Annotated in this window: 19 protein-coding genes and 1 tRNA gene; 4 read left to right on the top strand and 16 right to left on the bottom strand. The window is 68.3% G+C overall.

Annotation, left to right across the window (positions count from 1 at the left end; genetic code table 11):
- Window positions 1-45 precede the first annotated feature (45 nt).
- Window positions 46-432: a VOC family protein gene (locus tag H9L16_RS07240; protein WP_187553849.1), complete on the top strand. Its 387-nt coding sequence runs from the start codon at window positions 46-48 to the stop codon at window positions 430-432.
- A gap of 128 nt (window positions 433-560) precedes the next feature.
- Here the strand turns inward: H9L16_RS07240 and H9L16_RS07235 are convergent, their stop codons facing one another.
- Together H9L16_RS07235 and H9L16_RS07230 are read right to left on the bottom strand one after the other, a co-directional pair.
- On the bottom strand, window positions 561-875 hold the full coding sequence (locus H9L16_RS07235; RefSeq protein WP_229796631.1) for a hypothetical protein: 315 nt from the start codon (window positions 873-875) through the stop codon (window positions 561-563).
- Window positions 872-2,191, bottom strand: a complete 1,320-nt coding sequence (locus H9L16_RS07230) for a tryptophan--tRNA ligase (protein ID WP_187553848.1) — start codon at window positions 2,189-2,191, stop codon at window positions 872-874. The genes H9L16_RS07235 and H9L16_RS07230 overlap by 4 nt, the downstream gene beginning before the upstream one ends.
- Window positions 2,192-2,316: 125 nt before the next feature.
- Between H9L16_RS07230 and H9L16_RS07225 the strand changes: the two genes are divergently transcribed.
- Window positions 2,317-3,120, top strand: a complete 804-nt coding sequence (locus H9L16_RS07225; protein ID WP_187553847.1) for a hypothetical protein — start codon at window positions 2,317-2,319, stop codon at window positions 3,118-3,120.
- Between the two features lie 67 nt (window positions 3,121-3,187).
- On the opposite strand, the gene H9L16_RS07220 is transcribed toward H9L16_RS07225, so the two are convergent.
- The 9 genes from H9L16_RS07220 to H9L16_RS07180 all read right to left on the bottom strand — a co-directional run bounded on the left by H9L16_RS07220 (window position 3,188) and on the right by H9L16_RS07180 (window position 9,847).
- Window positions 3,188-3,292 (bottom strand): entericidin A/B family lipoprotein, encoded by a 105-nt coding sequence (locus tag H9L16_RS07220; RefSeq protein ID WP_425507259.1) that lies wholly within the window; start codon window positions 3,290-3,292, stop codon window positions 3,188-3,190.
- Window positions 3,293-3,481: 189 nt separating this feature from the next.
- Complete coding sequence (locus H9L16_RS07215) at window positions 3,482-3,634, bottom strand: entericidin A/B family lipoprotein (protein WP_187553846.1); 153 nt, start codon at window positions 3,632-3,634, stop codon at window positions 3,482-3,484.
- 152 nt (window positions 3,635-3,786) lie between these two features.
- On the bottom strand, window positions 3,787-4,710 hold the full coding sequence (gene rocF / locus H9L16_RS07210) for an arginase (protein ID WP_187553845.1): 924 nt from the start codon (window positions 4,708-4,710) through the stop codon (window positions 3,787-3,789).
- 62 nt (window positions 4,711-4,772) lie between these two features.
- Window positions 4,773-4,848: transfer RNA gene (locus H9L16_RS07205), tRNA-Thr, on the bottom strand.
- 46 nt (window positions 4,849-4,894) lie between these two features.
- Window positions 4,895-5,599, bottom strand: a complete 705-nt coding sequence (locus H9L16_RS07200; RefSeq protein WP_187553844.1) for an SPOR domain-containing protein — start codon at window positions 5,597-5,599, stop codon at window positions 4,895-4,897.
- Window positions 5,600-5,608: 9 nt separating this feature from the next.
- Window positions 5,609-6,328, bottom strand: coding sequence for a type III pantothenate kinase (locus tag H9L16_RS07195; RefSeq protein ID WP_187553843.1), 720 nt, complete (start codon window positions 6,326-6,328; stop codon window positions 5,609-5,611).
- The gene (birA, locus tag H9L16_RS07190; protein ID WP_187553842.1) at window positions 6,325-7,347 is read right to left on the bottom strand and encodes a bifunctional biotin--[acetyl-CoA-carboxylase] ligase/biotin operon repressor BirA; all 1,023 of its coding nucleotides are present in this window, start codon (window positions 7,345-7,347) and stop codon (window positions 6,325-6,327) included. The genes H9L16_RS07195 and birA overlap by 4 nt, the downstream gene beginning before the upstream one ends.
- A 3-nt stretch (window positions 7,348-7,350) precedes the next feature.
- Window positions 7,351-8,001 (bottom strand): glycerol-3-phosphate 1-O-acyltransferase PlsY, encoded by a 651-nt coding sequence (gene plsY, locus H9L16_RS07185; protein WP_187553841.1) that lies wholly within the window; start codon window positions 7,999-8,001, stop codon window positions 7,351-7,353.
- Window positions 8,002-8,029: 28 nt separating this feature from the next.
- Window positions 8,030-9,847, bottom strand: a complete 1,818-nt coding sequence (locus H9L16_RS07180) for a DegV family protein (RefSeq protein ID WP_187553840.1) — start codon at window positions 9,845-9,847, stop codon at window positions 8,030-8,032.
- Between the two features lie 136 nt (window positions 9,848-9,983).
- Between H9L16_RS07180 and H9L16_RS07175 the strand changes: the two genes are divergently transcribed.
- Both H9L16_RS07175 and H9L16_RS07170 read left to right on the top strand, forming a co-directional pair.
- Entirely contained in the window at window positions 9,984-10,265 is a 282-nt protein-coding gene (locus H9L16_RS07175; RefSeq protein WP_187553839.1) for a hypothetical protein, read from the top strand.
- 29 nt (window positions 10,266-10,294) lie between these two features.
- A complete protein-coding gene (locus H9L16_RS07170) occupies window positions 10,295-11,044 on the top strand; it encodes a M90 family metallopeptidase (protein WP_187553838.1) in 750 nt (249 codons plus the stop codon).
- Between the two features lie 146 nt (window positions 11,045-11,190).
- On the opposite strand, the gene H9L16_RS07165 is transcribed toward H9L16_RS07170, so the two are convergent.
- From H9L16_RS07165 to dusA, 5 genes are all read right to left on the bottom strand, one after another.
- The gene (locus H9L16_RS07165; protein WP_229796661.1) at window positions 11,191-12,594 is read right to left on the bottom strand and encodes an ATP-binding protein; all 1,404 of its coding nucleotides are present in this window, start codon (window positions 12,592-12,594) and stop codon (window positions 11,191-11,193) included.
- A gap of 76 nt (window positions 12,595-12,670) precedes the next feature.
- Window positions 12,671-13,354 (bottom strand): response regulator transcription factor, encoded by a 684-nt coding sequence (locus H9L16_RS07160; protein ID WP_187553837.1) that lies wholly within the window; start codon window positions 13,352-13,354, stop codon window positions 12,671-12,673.
- 68 nt (window positions 13,355-13,422) lie between these two features.
- Window positions 13,423-13,836, bottom strand: a complete 414-nt coding sequence (locus H9L16_RS07155; RefSeq protein WP_187553836.1) for a PepSY domain-containing protein — start codon at window positions 13,834-13,836, stop codon at window positions 13,423-13,425.
- Window positions 13,837-13,970: 134 nt separating this feature from the next.
- Complete coding sequence (locus H9L16_RS07150) at window positions 13,971-14,882, bottom strand: arginine deiminase-related protein (protein ID WP_187553835.1); 912 nt, start codon at window positions 14,880-14,882, stop codon at window positions 13,971-13,973.
- Window positions 14,879-15,901 carry a tRNA dihydrouridine(20/20a) synthase DusA gene (dusA, locus tag H9L16_RS07145; protein WP_187553834.1) on the bottom strand — a complete coding sequence of 341 codons (1,023 nt, stop codon included), beginning with the start codon at window positions 15,899-15,901 and terminating at the stop codon, window positions 14,879-14,881. The genes H9L16_RS07150 and dusA overlap by 4 nt, the downstream gene beginning before the upstream one ends.
- Between the last annotated feature and the right edge of the window lie 68 nt (window positions 15,902-15,969).

Genomic DNA, 15,969 nt, shown 5'->3' with positions numbered 1-15,969 from the left:
ACTACCCGGGTGCGCTGCCCTTACCCGGGCTATGGAGGAATCGCCATGCCCCATCGCAGCCGTCTCTCCGGTTTCATCATCGACTGCAACACCGATGATCTCGATGCCGCCACCGATTTCTGGGCGCAAGCACTCGGTTGCAGCATTGCGGACCGCGACGCCGGCGATGGCGATGCCGAATACCAGATGCTCGGCGACACGCCGGGCGACCTGCACATCGAAGTGCAGAAGGTCGCGCATCCCTCTCGAGTGCACCTCGACATCGAAGCCGATGACGTGAACGCAGAGGCGGATCGCCTCGAAGCGCTCGGCGCGAAGAAAATCGCCTTCGTGAAGCGCTGGTGGGTGATGGAAGCGCCGACCGGGCAACGCTTCTGCATCGTGCGGACGAAGTTCCCGGAGCGCGGCGTCGCCTGGAACGATTGGGACTGACCCTCTAGAAGCAACTGTCTTGGGCCAGGCGAGGCTTATGTGGGAGGGGCTTCAGCCCCGATGCCTTCCTCTGTCGGGGCTGAACCCCCTCCCACAAGAGCGGGCTCCGCGCCACATCGCGGGACTGATCAGCCCGTCGCCAGCATCCTGCGGCGCAGGTAGAACGCCGCCGTGAGTACTGCCAGGAACACGCCGTAACCCACCGAGGTCGCCAGGATCTGCGGCCACAGCTGTCCGTAACTGCGATCGGCGATGCCGAAGCTCCAGTAGAGGCTGGCCAGGCAACCCGCAAAGGCCAGCAGCAGGGCGATCGCGTCGAAGCGCAGGCGCGCGGCGTTGCGTGGCTGCCGCGGGTACAGCCAGTACAGCGCGGCCAGAATCAGGAACCACGGCGTGAACAGGATCAGCGCCAAGGCAGGGATGCCGGCGACGTCATTGCTCATGCCTGGCCCTCGCCTTCCAGTTGCGCGGCGACGAAGGCCGCGAGCGCGGCGTTCACTTCCTCGTCGGTCACGCCGTCGCCCAGCGCGAAGTCGCTCGCACCGTCGCCGATCTCGCCCTGCTTGATCGCGGCGATGCGCTGGCCGGCATCGCGAGGCGAGGCGAAGCCGGTGCTCTGCAGCAGCACGCGTTCGCCCTGCACCAGCTTGAAGTAGAACTTGCCGTCGGCATCGCGGTATTGCTTGAACGTCGGCGCAGCCACGCTTGCGTCTTTCTTCGCCGATTTCGCATCGACCGTGCTGACCTGCGAGAGGTCGCGCAAGCCCACGGCCTCGCGCAGGCGCTGCAGGGTCGGGGTGGCGTGCTGCGCGCGCAAACGCGCCGCGCCATCGCGCAGGATCGCCTCGATCTCGGCGGGCCGGGCCATCAAGGCTTCGTATTTTTCGCGCAGCGGCGTGACTTCGGCATCGATGCGTTCGAACAGCTGCTGCTTGGCATCGCCCCAGCCGATGCCGTCGGCGAACGCTTGCGCGAACGCCGCAGTGTCCTGCGCCGAGGCGAACGCCTGGTAGATCTGGAACAACGCGGAACCCTCGATGTCCTTGGGTTCGCCCGGCGCGCGCGAGTCGGTGAGGATCCCGGCGATCAGCTTCTTCAGCTCGTTGCGCGAGGCGAACATCGGGATGGTGTTGTCGTAGCTCTTGCTCATCTTGCGGCCGTCGAGGCCGGGCAAGGTCGCCACGTTGTCGTCCACCGCCGCTTCCGGCAGCATGAAGAAATCCTGCCCGTAGATGTGGTTGAAGCGCTGGCCGAAGTCGCGCGCCATCTCGATGTGCTGCACCTGGTCGCGCCCGACCGGCACCTTGTGTGCATTGAAGATCAGGATGTCCGCGGCCATCAGCACCGGGTACATGAACAGGCCCGCGCTCACCCCGGCATCGTCGTCCTCGCCCTCGGCGCGGTTGCGGTCGACCGCCGCCTTGTAGGCATGCGCACGGTTGAGGATGCCCTTGCCGGCCACGCAGGTCAGCAGCCAGGTCAGCTCGGGGATTTCCGGGATGTCGGACTGGCGATAGAACCAAACCTTGTCCGGTTCGAGTCCGCAGGCCAGCCATGCCGCCGCGATTTCCAGCGTGGAGCGCTGCGTCCGCGCCGGGTCTTGCGCCTTGATCAGGCTGTGGTAGTCGGCGAGGAAATAGAAGCTCTCGACGCCGGCCGCGCGCGACGCAGCGATGGCCGGGCGGATCGCGCCGACATAGTTGCCGAGGTGCGGGGTGCCGGAGGTGGTGATGCCGGTGAGGACGCGGGTGTGGCTCATGCGAGGCGCGGGCCGAGGCGGTGATTCGGGGCCGCACAGTGTAACTGCGACGCCCCGCAACCCCGTTCCTGTGCGCCGCGCGTTGGCATGTGGGCAGCGCACTTCCGCGCTGGGAGACCGTCGCCATGTTTCGTCGCCTGCTGCTTGCCCTTGCCCTCACCTCCACCGTTGCCTGCTCGATGCCGGTTGCGGCGCGCGACCTCGTGCTGCTGGACGTGGTCGACCGCGACAGCAGGCAGATCCTGCCCGAATACCGCCACCGCGGCCAGGACTGGATCGCCGGCGTGCCCGGCCATCGCTATTCGGTGCGTCTGACCAACAACACCGGCGAGCGCGTGCTGGTCGTGCTGTCGGTGGATGGCGTCAACGCCGTCACCGGGCAGACCGCCTCGCCATCGCAGGGTGGCTATGTGCTGGAGCCGTGGGAAAGCGCCGAGATCGCCGGCTGGCGCAAGTCGCTCGACGACATCGCCCAGTTCGTGTTCACCGACCTGCCGGACAGCTATGCCGCACGTACCGGGCGGCCCGCGAACGTGGGCGTGGTCGGCGTCGCGGTGTTCCGCGAACGCCAGGTACGGCCCGTGTACGCACCGCCACCTGCGCCGCCGATTGCAGGTGGCATGGCCCGCAACGAGGCCCGCAAGGCCGCGGCATCGGCCGCCAGCGCCGACCGCGCGATGGCGTCCGAAGCCGAGGCGATGCCGCAGCGGCTGGGCACCGGCCATGGCCAGCGCGAATGGGCACCGGTCGGGCAGACCGAGTTCGTGCGCGCGAGCCGCACGCCGCAGCAGGTCAGCCAACTGCGCTACGACGATGCCGACGCCCTGATCGCGCTGGGCATCCTGCCGCGCTACCGGGCGCCGTATGCGGGCACCACGCCGCGGGCGTTCCCCAATGGCTTCGTGCAGGATCCGCCGTACCGGCATTGAGATCGCCGCCGCGAAACGACGAAGGCCGGCGTGCGCCGGCCTTCCTTTCTCCGCGATGCAATGCGGCTTACTTCTTCGCGGCTTCCTCTACCTTCTCGCCGACCTTCTGCACGTCCTTGCCGGCACCGGCGACGGTGTTGCAGCCTGCCAGCACGACCATGCACAGCAGCATCGCCGCGCCCAACCTGCTCATCTTGATCATGACCGCCTCACTTCAGGGTTGTGAACGCGGCGAGCTTAGCCAGTCGGATCGATGCGTTGCAACCGGCACCCATCAAGCAAGAGGCGGACCGGGTTGCCCCGGCCCGCCACGCATCCTTGCGGTCTTCCCTCCTTCGTCAGTGCGAAGGAAGTGCGCGACTCAGCACTTGCCATCCTTGCAGTCCTGCGCCTTGTCCTCGACCTTTTCGCCGACCTTCTGCACGTCCTTGCCGGCACCCGCCATGGTGTTGCAGGCGGTCAGGGTGGACATCGAAAACATCGCGAGCAGCAGCAGTGCGAACAAACGCTTCATGTGACTCTCCTCATGGGTTGGCCGTATTCGGGGCAGGCCTGCAGCAATCACACGGCCCACGCAGACGATGAAACCCCATCCGGTAGTGAAGCCGGCGTGCAGTGATGTTCGGTTCGCCCAACCGCGGATGAACCGCGGAGCGAGCCGCGAGCTCAGTCGCGCATCAGCGTCGATTTACCGAACAGGCTTTCCACCAGGTCAACCGCGAGCCGCGCAGTCGCATTGCGCTTGTCCAGCGCGGGATTGACCTCGACCAGATCCAGCGAACCCATGCGACCGGTGTCGGCCACCATTTCCATGATCAGCTGCGCTTCGCGGTAGTTCACCCCGCCAGGCACGCGGGTGCCGGTACCGGGGGCGATCGCCGGATCCAGCATATCGACATCGAAACTGACATGCAGGTGGGTGTCGGCATCCACGCCGTCCAGCGCTTCCTCGATCGCACGACGCATGCCGACCTCGTCGATGTAGCGCATGTCGTAGATGTCCAGGCCGTGCTGCTGGACCAGGCGCTTCTCGCCGGCATCCACCGAACGGATGCCGATCTGGCGGATCTGGTCGGGCGTCACCGCGGGGGTGAAGCCGGCCATGCCGGTCAACACGTCGGGACCCAGGCCGCACAGGCAGGCCACCGGCATGCCGTGGATGTTGCCGGACGGCGTGATCTCGCGGGTGTTGAAATCGGCGTGCGCATCCAGCCACAGCACCCGCAGTTTCTTGCCGGTCGCACGGCAATGCGCGGCGACCGCGGCGATCGCACCGATGCCCAGGCAATGATCCCCGCCGAGCATGATCGGCATGCGCCCGGCCTGCAGTTCGCGCGTGCTCATGTCGAATACCGCGCGATTCCACGCCACGACTTCGTCGAGGTGACGGTAGCCGTCGACCGGTGCGCTGGTCGGGTTGCGCGGGCCCTGCACATCGCCAATGTCGCGGGCGTCGATCCCGCGTGCAGCGATCGCCTCGACCAGACCGGCGACGCGCAGCGCTTCCGGGCCCATCGAAGCACCGCGGCGGGAGGCCCCGATGTCGGTGGGCACGCCGAACACGGAAACAGGGGGAGTGCTGCGGCTCATCGGAAGTCCCTCATCTGCGCTGCGGTGGGGACACGCAACGCCTGCGTTGCCGGCGGTGGCTGTGGTGCCGCTTATCCGAATCGAACGGATGACCTACCGCTTACAAGGCGGTTGCTCTACCTGCTGAGCTAAAGCGGCGCTGGATTCAATTCTAGCCCGGCACAGCCGGCGGCCCAAACCCGGTTCAGCGCAGGGTGGCGCAGTCGATGCCGCGCGACGGCGCGACGGCAGCCAGCGATGCGGGGCTGATCGCGGTCGGCAGGCGCGCATCCAACCAGGCCTGCGACGGGGTGTCGCCAAGTGGGGTGGCTTGCGCGGCGAAGCCCTTGCCGCGCACTTCGGCTTCGCGCCGGCGTGCGGCATCCTCGCTGCCGAAGCGCCCAAGGGCGATGCTGTTGGCGTCCGCGCCTTCGTTCATCACGTACAGGTCGCTGATGCCGGCGGCCTTGATCCGCTCGGCCATCGCCACCGCGTCCTCGCGCGAGGCCAGCGGCGGCATCGCCACTTTCCAGCCGCGCGCGGAACGGGCCGGGCTGTCGCGGGTCACCGCGGAGACGCCCGCCGCGGTGAGCGCATTGCGGGCCGCATCGCGCGCCGTGGCGTCCGCGAATGGACCGAAGCGCAGGCAGACCGTCGCTGTGGAGGTCGCGGACTCGGCTGGTGGGACGCCCGCCACGGGTGACGTGGTGGGCGCAGGTGCGACAGGCTGCGATTGCGCGAGTATCGGCATGGCCGCGACCAGCGGTTCGTTGACCAACCGCAGGCCGGGTGCGCCGGCGGCAGTCGCTTGCGCAGCACCGGCATCGACCACAGAAGGACGCAGCACCCACCAGGCGGCCGCGCCCAGGTTGAGCATGAACAGGATGACGAGGGTTGCGCGCAGCAGCATCGGGCCAGTTTATGCGATGCGCAGCGCGTGCCAGCGCGCCAGCCCGTGCAACACCGCATCCGGCCGCCAGCGATGCGCGGGCAAGCGGTCACGCAAGGCGTCCCCGCCACCGCCATGCAGGCACAGCGCCGGCACCACGCCGAGCAACGACCGCGCCGCCTCCAGGCTGTGTTCGATCAGCGCCAACGCCGCGCCTTCGCAACCCGAGGCCAACGCGTGGACGGTGTCGTCGGCGAACTCGGCATAGACGCCGCCATCCAACGGCAATTGCGCTGCGCGTGCGTGCAGCGCCTCGCGCATCGTCCGCGGCGATGGCGCGATGCGGCCGCCGCGATGCAGGCCGTCGGCATCGATCAGGTCGAGCGTCAACGCAGTGCCCACGCCCACAACCAGCGCCGGGCCTTCACCGCACTGCCCGAGCATCGCCAGGAAACGATCCACACCAAGATGCGCCGGGTTCTCGTAGGCAATGCGCAGCGGTCCGAGGACGCGTTCGGTGCGCACCCGGTGCAGGCGGGTGAAGCTCGCGCACAACGCATCGAACAAGGCGGCACGACGCGCATCCGATGCAACGCTGGCGATGCAGGCCACGCCGCCGGAGGGCAAGGCGTCGAGCCAATCCGTGCCGTCATCGTGAGTGATGGCCGCGGTCTCGCCGATGCCGCCATCAGCCAGTAACGGCGCGCACTTGAGCCGGGTGTTGCCGAGGTCGAACAACCACGTACTCATGCCTGTCCCGAGTCTTGTCGAGGGGCGCGCACGCTCACGTCACCGGCATGCACGCGGCGTTCCGTGCCGCTCGCATCGCGCACGCGCAGCGCGCCGTCGTCGTCGGCGATGCCGAGCGCGGTTGCGGGCCATGCGCCGGTGCTTTCGTGGATCGCGACCTCGCGACCGGCCAGCGCATCGAAACCCGCGTAGCGCGACAGGAACGGGGCCAGGCCGTGCGCGTCGAATGCGTCCAGCGCCGGCAGCAAGTGTGCGAGCAGCGCAGTCACCACGACATTGCGCGAGGACGGTTGCTCCGAAAGTCCGGCCAGTTCAGCCCAGGGCTGGTCGATGCTGGCACCGTTGCGTGCCGGCATCCGCACGTTCAGGCCGATCCCGATCACCGCCCGCGCCGCGCCGGCGACTTCGCCGCCGCCTTCGACCAGCAGGCCACCGAGCTTGCGCAGGCCATCGCCATCGATGACCACCAGATCATTCGGCCACTTCAGGCGCACGCTGTCGAAACCGAGCCCATGCAGGGCCTCGCAAGCCGCAATGCCGGCCACCAGGCTCAGGCCACCGAGCCGCGCCAGCCCACCATCGAAACGCCGCGACAACGACAGATACACATGCGCCGCCAGCGGCGAGGCCCACGCGCGTCCGCGCCGCCCACGACCGCCGGTCTGGCGTTCCGCCAGGAGCACAGCGCAGCCGCTTGCCGGCGTGTCACGACGCAGCAATTCGCTGTTGGTCGAGTCCAGCGACCACGCGATGTCGAGCCCGGCCAATGCGCCCTTCACATCAGCCGGTAATTCAGCACGGATCGTATTGGCGTCCAGCAAGTCGAGCGATTGTTGCAACTGATAACCGCGGCCGGGCGATGCGTCGATGCCGATGCCGGCCTCGCGCAGCGCATCGATGCGCTTCCACACCGCGGCGCGGGTCAGGCCGGCCTCGCGCGCCAGGGTGCCGCCACTCACCGGCCCGGCGGACAGCCGTTGCAACAAGGCGCGCTCCTGCTGCGCATCGCCGGTTCGCATCGTTCAGTACCGGCTGCGGCCGTACAGGCGATAGAGCAGGCGCGCACGCTCGAAGCGCGATTCTTTGCCATGCCACAGCCGCACCAGGTTGGCGCGATGCGTCCATGCCAGGAACAGACCGATGACGATCGCGAAGCTCATCCGCTCCGGGCCGGCATCGAACAACCATGCCGCGAGCGGCAGGCACAACGCAGCGACCACCGTGGACAGGCCGACATAGCCGGTGCTCACCAGCACCAGGATCCAGACCAGCAAGAGCACCGGCACGATCCACGGCCACAATACGAGCAGGCCACCGACGCCGGTCGCCGCGCCCTTGCCGCCGCGGAATCCGTGCCAGATCGGCCAGACATGCCCGACCACCGCCAGCGCCGCGGCGAGGTAACCATGCGCAGTGACGGTCAAGCCGGTACCGAGCGGCGCGTAGCGCAGCGCCAGCCACGCAGCCAGTGCGCCCTTGGCGATGTCGATGACGGCCACCCCCAGGGCGAATTTCCAGCCCAACGTGCGCAGCGCATTGGTGCCGCCGGCATTGCCGCTGCCGTGCTCGCGGATGTCGATGTTGCGGAAACGGCCCAACAGCAAGCTGCCGGACACAGAGCCGAGCAGATAGGCGAGCAGCAACAGGAATGCGGTCAGGGCGAGAGGCGGCATGGCGATGATGATAGTCGCCCGGCCTGCGTCATCCGGGTGAGGGTTGCAGCCCGACCACCAGCGTGCCCGGCCCGGCATGTGCGCCGACCGCCGGCCCCACCTCGACCAGATGCGCTTCCGTCACCGGCAGGCGTTCGCGCAAGGCGGCCAGCAGGCGCTCGCCATCGGCCAGCGCATCGCTGTGACCGACGATCAACCGCCAGCCAGGCGCCGTCGGCGTGCGCTTGGCAACGTAACGTGCAAACGCCGCCGGCGCCTGCTTGCGCGCGAACAATCCGCCGGCGACCTTCAGCGTTCCCTGCGGGGACACCGCCGCGATCGGGGTCAGCCCGCTCCAGCGCACCATCGGCTCGGCCCAGCGCGGGATGCGGCCACCGCGCACCGCATGCGAGATGTCGCGCGCCATCGCCCAGGTCGTGGTCAGCGGACGCAGGCGCTGCAATTCGGACTCGATGGCATCGGCGTCCGCGCCGGCCACGGCCATTTCGCCCGCGCGCCACGCCAGCAGTGCCTGGCCCGCGCAGACATGTCCGGTATCGATGCAGCGCGGCTGCTTGTCGCGCCCGCGCGCGGCGGTCTCGCCGGACTGCAGGGTCCCGGACAACGCCCGCGACACGCCCACGTAGACCGCACCCGGCTGGTAGGCCAGCACATGATCGAAAACACGGCGGAAGTCGCCAGGCGGCGGCTGGCTGGTCTGCGGCAAGCGTGCGCTGGTGGCCATGCGTCGATAGAACTCGCCTGCGGTCAGGCCAAGCCGATCCAGGTAATCGCGCCCGTCCAGGCTTACCCGCACCGGTACCACATGGATGCCGAAGCGTTCCGCGATCGCCACCGGCAAGTCCGCGGCGCTGTCGGTGACGACGGCGAGCAGGGTCGGCGATTCCGTGCTGCGTTGCTGCAGGACCATGTCGTCGGCCTTCATCGCATCGACGTGGCCAAACTCCGCGCAGGCATCGAACAAGCGTTGCGGCGTGCCCACATGACCATGCACGCGTACCCGGGTGCCGCTGCCCGCGACCACCAGCGAATCGACGCCGGCATCCGCCAGAACGGCCTGCAATGCGGCACGGTCGATGCCATCGCCGGTCACCAGGCATTCGGTGCAATAGCGATGCGCCGGATCCACGTCTTCATGCACGTGCGCCGGCATAGGCCCGCCATCGTTGGCCGCCACCGACGCGAGACCGTGCAGGCGGATCGCGCGCGGGCCACCCTCGACGTATTCGGCAATGCCCTCCAGCCAGTCGACGAACCCGCGCGCGCCGGCATCGACCACGCCCGCTTTCTGCAACAGCGCCATCTGCTTCGGGGTGTCGGCCAGGGCCGTGCGTGCCCGCTGCAGGGCCCGCGCGAAACCACCCTTGGGGTCGCCTTGCGGCTGCTGCGCGGCTTCGTCCAGCGCATCGGCGAAGGCAGAGATCACGCTGAGGATGGTGCCCTCGACCGGCTGCGCCAGCGCCGCGCGCGCACTATCGGCACCACGCCGTACCGCCAGCGCGAGGTTGACCGCATCCAGCACCGGCGCATTGCGCGCCTGGTCGGCCAGGCCGACCAGGAACTGCGCCATGATCGCGCCGGAATTGCCGCGCGCGCCGTCGATCGCGTCATTGCCGATCCCGACCAGCAATTCGCCGATGTGGCGGCTGCGCCGGCTCAGTGCGCCCTGCAGCACGCTGCCCAGGGTCGATGCCAGGTTACTGCCGGTATCCCCATCGGCCACCGGGAACACGTTGATGCGGTTGAGTTCATCGCGGGCCGCGATCACCCGACGGGCGCCCGCGATCAGTGCCCGGCGCAGGGCGGGTGCGGTGACGGCAGGCGGGTCGGCGATGGCCACGGACATGCCCGCAGTCTGCGGTCGAAGGGGGCGTAATGCCTGCTGCGACGCAGCAACGCAACCTTTCGTGCCCGGCGCGCATCCACGCTATAGTGGGAGGTGGGGACATGCCTTCCGCACCCCTTTCTTTCCGGTGACCGCCATGCGCTTGCGTCCCATGCTGCTCTGCCTCGTCCTGCTGGCCGCCAGCGGCCACGCCATGGCCAGCGAATCCCGGCAATCGGTCGCGGAGGACGCCTGCCCGGACGCCGTCGCCAGCACGGCCGAACGCACTGACGACGGCCAGGTCGACGAAGCGGTCGTCCCTGCGGCCCGGCAGACCCACAAGGCCAAGCCGGCGGTGTCGGCCTCGCCGCGCGCCACCGGCGGCACCCGCACCAACCCGCCCCGCTTCCACAGCTTCCTGCCGGGCATGTTCCGCTAAGGGCAGCCCGTGTTGCCTGATCCGTTCGCGTGATCTGGCCGTTCTCGCGCCGCAAGGCGACACCCCCCATTCTCGATGACACGCTCTGGCGGCAAGCCGCCGCCGGCCTGCCTTGGCTGCGCCACATCAGTACCGACCGCGAGCAACGCCTGCGCCTGCTGGCCGCCGAATTCCTCCGCGACAAGGCGATCACCCCGTTGCAGGGCCTCCGCCTGAATGAGGTACAGCGCCTGCGTCTTGCGATGTTGTGTTGCTTGCCGCTGCTCGAATTCGGCCGCGAGGGCCTGCACGGCTGGTCGCAATTGCTGGTTTACCCGCAAGCGTTCCGGGTGCAACGCAACCACATCGATGCGCAGGGCGTGCTGCATGAAGGTGACGACGAACTGATCGGCGAAGCCTGGCAACGCGGCCCGGTAATCCTGTCATGGGCCGACGTGCGCGCGGACATTGCCGCGCCCGGCGACGGCTTCTGCGTGATCGCGCACGAGATCGCCCACAAGCTCGACGCCCTGGATGGCGCCATGGACGGCACCCCGCCGTTGCCCCGCGACTGGCAACGACTGTGGGCTGCGGATTTCCAGCGCGCATATGAAACGCTGTGCGAAGACGTTGATGCCGGCCGCGAGACCGCGATTGATCCGTATGCCGCGGAATCGCCGGAAGAGTTTTTCGCGGTGTGCACGGAGCACCATTTCAGCGATGCCGCAACGCTGCGCGAGGCGATGCCCGCTGTCGCAGCGCATTTGCAGCGGTTCTACGGGGCACCATTGCTGGCCTGACAACGTTGTTCGGGTGCGCCCCGTGGCTTGGGGCAAGACTTCGAGCGGGCCATGGATGGCCCGCGCCTGCGGCGTCAGCCCTGGATGACTGGACAGAGCGGCGAAGCCTTGCCCCAAGCCGCGGGGCGCGCGTGCGGCGTCAACATTTACAACCCCGGCGGCAACACGACCTCGAACTTCGCGCCGCCCAGCTCCTGCGAACGGCCGACATGCAGCTCGCCGCGATAGGCCTTGATGATGTCCTGCACGATCGCCAGGCCAATGCCGTGGCCGTGCACCCGCTCGTCGCCGCGCACGCCGCGCTGGAGCACATGGGCGATGCGATCGTCGGCGATGCCGGGGCCGTCGTCCTCGACGGTGATCGACAGGCCCGGGCGCCGGCCCGGCACCGGCGTGCCCTCGGCCACCGTCAGCAACACCTTCGACCTCGCCCACTTGAACGCGTTCTCCAGCAGGTTGCCCAGCAGTTCCTGCAGGTCGCCGGTTTCGCCGTGGAAGCGCGCCTCGGCGGCGATCTCGAATTCGCACAGCACGCGCTTGGCGGCATAGACCTTTTCCAGGCCGGTGACGATCTGCTCGGCCTGCGGCTCGATCTCGATCGGCGCGGCGAACAATTGGTGACCGGAGCGCGCGGCGCGCGCCAGCTGGTAGCCGACCAGGTCGCCCATCCGGCGCAACTGGGTTTCCACTTCGCTGCGCAATTCGGCTTCATCGGCACCGCTGTCCAGGCGCGTTCGCAGCACCGCCAGCGGCGTCTTCAGGCTGTGCGCCAGGTCGGCCAGCGTGTTGCGCTGGCGGTCCAGGTTCTCGCGCTCGCCCTCGATGAAGGCGTTGATGCTTTCGGTGAGCGGTTCGAGCTCGCGCGGATGCGCCTCGCTCATGCCCGCGGCCTGGCCGTTCTGCACGCGCTTGAGTTCGCCGATCACGTCGCGCAGGGGACGCAGGCTCCAGCGCAGCACCAACATCTGCAGCAGCAGCAGGACGACGCCGGCGCCGCCCAGATTGATCCACAACGCGGAACGGAACGCGGCCACCTGCCGACCCAGCGCGGTGGTGTCTTCAAGGATGTAGACGGTGTAGCGGAATTCGCGACGGGAGTCCTCGCTCCCGGTCCAGATCAGCCCGTAGCCGTAGCGGTAAACCTGACCGGCGCCGCCGTCGATGCGGGTCAGTGGCAATGGCCCCTCGAACACCTGCTGGCCAGCATCCAGCATCGCACCCGTCGGTAACTGCGGCCCCTGTCCGGAATCGGATTCCCAATGCCCAGAAGGCAGCACGATCTGCGCGTACAGGCCGCTCCCCGGTCGCTTGAAACGGGGATCCGGCACATCGAACGGTGGGACAAGACTGCCGTCGCGCGCGAAGTCGCTGGCCGCGTATGCCATTGCATAGCTGTGCAAGCGTTCACGCATGCCGCTCTGCGCGGTGCTTTGGAACGCCCGATCGAGTGCATAGCCGGCCAGTGCGAGAAAGGCGATCAGGCCCAGGCTCGCCGCCCACAACTGCCGCGACTGCAGCGAGCGCGGTTGGGCGATGCGCAAACGGCGCAGGCGCGCTGCCCGGCTCGCGCCCTCGCCTTCGACGGCCGGCTCGGGCGCGACCACTCCGTCGGATCCCGCCGGGAACTCAGTCGCCGCTGCGCGCGATGGCGAAGCGGTAACCGCGGCCGCGGACGGTTTCGATAGGCTTGAGCGCGCCGTCCGGATCCAGCTTCTTGCGCAGGCGGCCGATGAAGACTTCCAGCACGTTGGAATCGCGGTCGAAATCCTGCTGGTAGATATGCTCGGTGAGGTCGGCTTTCGAGACCAGCTCGCCGGCATGCATCATCAGGTACTCGAGCACCTTGTATTCGTAGCTGGTCAGGTCGACGTTGCCGCCGTTGACGCTGACCGTCTGCGCGGCCAGGTCCAGCATCACCGGACCGCATTCCAGCGTGGGCTTGCTCCAGCCGGCAGCGCGGCGCACCAGAGCATTGATGCGCGCGAGCAACTCCTCGACGTGGAAGGGCTTGACCAGGTAATCGTCGGCACCCTGCTTGAGGCCGTCGACCTTGTCCTGCCAGCTGGAACGCGCGGTCAGGATCAGCACCGGGAATTTCTTGCCTTCATCGCGCAGGGCCTTGATCAGCTCCATGCCCGACATTTTCGGCAGGCCAAGGTCGATGATGCCGACGTCGAACGGCACTTCGCGGCCCATGTACAGACCTTCTTCGCCATCTTGCGCAGCATCCACGGCATAGCCTTCGCGCTTCAGGCGCGCGGCCAGGGTCTCGCGCAGCGGGGCTTCGTCTTCGACGAGCAGGATACGCATGGGAACTCCTCGGGAATGGGGATCGGATTGCCCGACAACAGCAGGCTGAACAGGTTCAGCTTGCGCGATCAGTCGTCATCGTCGCGTGCAGGCGGTCGGCGCGGTGCCTGCCCACGGTCGTTGTTGCCACCACCAGTGTTGCCGCCGCTGCGCGGCGACGGCGTGGAGCCGCTGTCGCGACGCTGCGGATCCTGCATGAACACGCGCACACGGCCCTGGTCGTCCACCACCTTGACCCGGTGCATGTCGCGGCCGTCGTACTGCACGCGCTCCGCCGACAGCACTTCACCGCGGGTGTCACGCTCGACCCGACGCACGGCATCCGACAGGCTGCCGCGACGGTTGTCGTCGTTGTTGCGCGCATCGCCACGGTCACGCTGCGGCGGTGGCGGTGACTGCTGCGCCCACGCCGAAGCCGGGGGCAGCCCTGCCAGGACGGCCACGCACAGCAGGTTCGACAAGGACTTGGGGACTCGGGTCATGGTGTGTGGCGACATCGAGGGAGCGGGATCGGCTGCCATTCTGGATCCAGGCGGTGAATCCGCCCTGAAGTTTCCTGAACAGGATACCCCGCCATTCAGGCACATACGCATGGTGTGAGGGTGTGACCCGCCGCTCAATACATCTCGCCGATGCAGCAGCGCAGCGATCCGCCCGCGGCCTCGATGGCCTCCAGCCCCACGGTTTCGACCGCGAACCCCGCCGCCGCCAGTTGCCGGCGATGCGCATCGGACAAGGCGACCCCAGCGTTCGCGCTCATCCACACCGTGTCCGCCGACAGCGCGATGCAGTTGCCGACGAAAGCCGCATGTTCGGCGTCATCGCAGACCGCAGCATGCGGTGCGTAGAGATCCGCGATGGCCGCCGGAATCGCCGGATCGGCGAAGCCGCGCGGGCAGATCACCGCCGCGCGACCGGCCAGCACCGCCAGCACCACATTGGTGTGGTACTCCCCCGGCGCGAGTTCGAACAGCAGGGTGGCGCGCAGGCCGAGGGCCTCGTGCATCAGCCGCGCGCCCTCTTCATCGCAGCGTTCCGACAGGCCGCAGAAGCCGAGGCCGCGGGCGCGGTCGATCACCAGCGCGCCGGTCAGTTCGCAGGCATGCGGCTGCGTCGACAGGTCGATTTCCTGGCGTCCCAGTACCTCGCGGAAGAAGCTTCGGATGTCGGCGCGGGTGGCCTCACGCTGGCGCACTGGATGACGCATTCGACCGATGACGACGCGACCAGCGGCGGTGCCGAACACGTTGTTGGGGAACAGCGCATCCGGCGTGACCGGGTCGCCGGCGAAGCAGATCGTCGGCAGCACGGCGGAGATCGCACGCTGCAGGTCGCGGTGCTGGGCCGAGGCGCGGGACGCGTCGAAAGCCGCCGCCTCGGCCATGTATGCATTGTCCTGCGCCGACTGTTCGGCAAGGGCGAAGCCATCGGGCGCGACCAGGAATGCGGCACGCGCCGTCGCCGGACCGAAATCCGCCGATGCCTCACGCGCGAAAGCGGCAAAGGTGTCGATGTCGCGGGTGATCATGCGGCCTGCTCCCTGCGTTCGGTCAGCGCCAGCGCCTGCTCGACCAGCGACCAGTCGGCACCCGGCTTGTGCGCCCCCTCGCTGAGCATCTGCCGGAACGCGCGTCCGCCCGGTTGGCCTGCGAACAGGCCAAGTACGTGGCGGACGATGTGCTTGAGAAACACCCCGCGTTCGAGCTGGGCTTCGACATACGGCCGATACGCACGCAGCAGGTCGCCACGCGACTGCAGTTCCGTTCGTGGTGAGCCTGTCGAACCACCGAACCATGCAACATCGAGTTCGTGCAGCAGATAGGGCGTGTGGTATGCGGCGCGGCCGAGCATCGCGCCGTCCACGTGGTCGAGATGCGCGGTCGCTTCCGCCGCATCGGCAATGCCGCCATTGACGATCACCTGCAGCGTGGGTCGCTCTTGCTTCAACCGGTAAGCCCAGTCGTAGCGCAGCGGCGGCACCTCGCGGTTTTCCTTCGGCGACAGACCCTGCAGCCAGGCGTTGCGCGCATGCACCACGAAGGTCACGCAGCCTGCGGTCGCAATCGTGTCGATGAAGGCGAGGAAGCGTTCCCACTCGTGGTCGTCGTCCACGCCGAGCCGACACTTCACCGTCACCGGCACGCCGGCCACCGCAGCGATCATCGCGGCCACGCCCTCGGCGACGAGCACCGGTTCACGCATCAGGCAGGCGCCGAAGCGACCGGCCTGCACGCGATCGGACGGACAACCGCAATTGAGGTTGACCTCGTCGAAGCCGGCCTCGACACCGATCCGCGCGGCCTGCGCCAGCAAGGCCGGCTCGCTGCCGCCCAGCTGCAACGCAACCGGATGTTCCGCCGGATCCATCGCCAGCAAGCGCGCGCGATCGCCATGGATGACCGCATTGGCGTGGACCATCTCGCTGTACAGCCGCGCATGCGGCGCGAGCACGCGATGGAAGGCGCGACAATGCGAATCCGTCCAGTCCATCATCGGGGCGACGGACAGGCGCAGCTCAGCGGCGGGGATGGCGGGCGCGATGGTCATGCGGGCGCCATTGTACGGACGACGATCGTCCATCCACGTGTCCAACTGCGTGCGCCGGGGCGATGCGC

Source organism: Thermomonas carbonis (assembly GCF_014396975.1).
Classification (GTDB): domain Bacteria; phylum Pseudomonadota; class Gammaproteobacteria; order Xanthomonadales; family Xanthomonadaceae; genus Thermomonas; species Thermomonas carbonis.
Note: the sequence above shows the minus strand (reverse complement) of the source record. Positions and strands in the feature narration are given on the sequence as shown.

Excerpts from the sequence above, each read along its gene's own strand:
- H9L16_RS07240 (WP_187553849.1), top strand. The coding sequence starts at position 46 with ATGCCCCATCGCAGCCGTCTCTCCGGTTTCATCATCGACTGCAACACC.
- H9L16_RS07235 (WP_229796631.1), bottom strand. The coding sequence starts at position 875 with ATGAGCAATGACGTCGCCGGCATCCCTGCCTTGGCGCTGATCCTGTTC.
- H9L16_RS07230 (WP_187553848.1), bottom strand. The coding sequence starts at position 2,191 with ATGAGCCACACCCGCGTCCTCACCGGCATCACCACCTCCGGCACCCCG.
- H9L16_RS07225 (WP_187553847.1), top strand. The coding sequence starts at position 2,317 with ATGTTTCGTCGCCTGCTGCTTGCCCTTGCCCTCACCTCCACCGTTGCC.
- H9L16_RS07220 (WP_425507259.1), bottom strand. The coding sequence starts at position 3,292 with ATGCTGCTGTGCATGGTCGTGCTGGCAGGCTGCAACACCGTCGCCGGT.
- H9L16_RS07215 (WP_187553846.1), bottom strand. The coding sequence starts at position 3,634 with ATGAAGCGTTTGTTCGCACTGCTGCTGCTCGCGATGTTTTCGATGTCC.
- rocF (WP_187553845.1), bottom strand. The coding sequence starts at position 4,710 with ATGAGCCGCAGCACTCCCCCTGTTTCCGTGTTCGGCGTGCCCACCGAC.
- H9L16_RS07200 (WP_187553844.1), bottom strand. The coding sequence starts at position 5,599 with ATGCTGCTGCGCGCAACCCTCGTCATCCTGTTCATGCTCAACCTGGGC.
- H9L16_RS07195 (WP_187553843.1), bottom strand. The coding sequence starts at position 6,328 with ATGAGTACGTGGTTGTTCGACCTCGGCAACACCCGGCTCAAGTGCGCG.
- birA (WP_187553842.1), bottom strand. The coding sequence starts at position 7,347 with ATGCGAACCGGCGATGCGCAGCAGGAGCGCGCCTTGTTGCAACGGCTG.
- plsY (WP_187553841.1), bottom strand. The coding sequence starts at position 8,001 with ATGCCGCCTCTCGCCCTGACCGCATTCCTGTTGCTGCTCGCCTATCTG.
- H9L16_RS07180 (WP_187553840.1), bottom strand. The coding sequence starts at position 9,847 with ATGTCCGTGGCCATCGCCGACCCGCCTGCCGTCACCGCACCCGCCCTG.
- H9L16_RS07175 (WP_187553839.1), top strand. The coding sequence starts at position 9,984 with ATGCGCTTGCGTCCCATGCTGCTCTGCCTCGTCCTGCTGGCCGCCAGC.
- H9L16_RS07160 (WP_187553837.1), bottom strand. The coding sequence starts at position 13,354 with ATGCGTATCCTGCTCGTCGAAGACGAAGCCCCGCTGCGCGAGACCCTG.
- H9L16_RS07155 (WP_187553836.1), bottom strand. The coding sequence starts at position 13,836 with ATGACCCGAGTCCCCAAGTCCTTGTCGAACCTGCTGTGCGTGGCCGTC.
- H9L16_RS07150 (WP_187553835.1), bottom strand. The coding sequence starts at position 14,882 with ATGATCACCCGCGACATCGACACCTTTGCCGCTTTCGCGCGTGAGGCA.
- dusA (WP_187553834.1), bottom strand. The coding sequence starts at position 15,901 with ATGACCATCGCGCCCGCCATCCCCGCCGCTGAGCTGCGCCTGTCCGTC.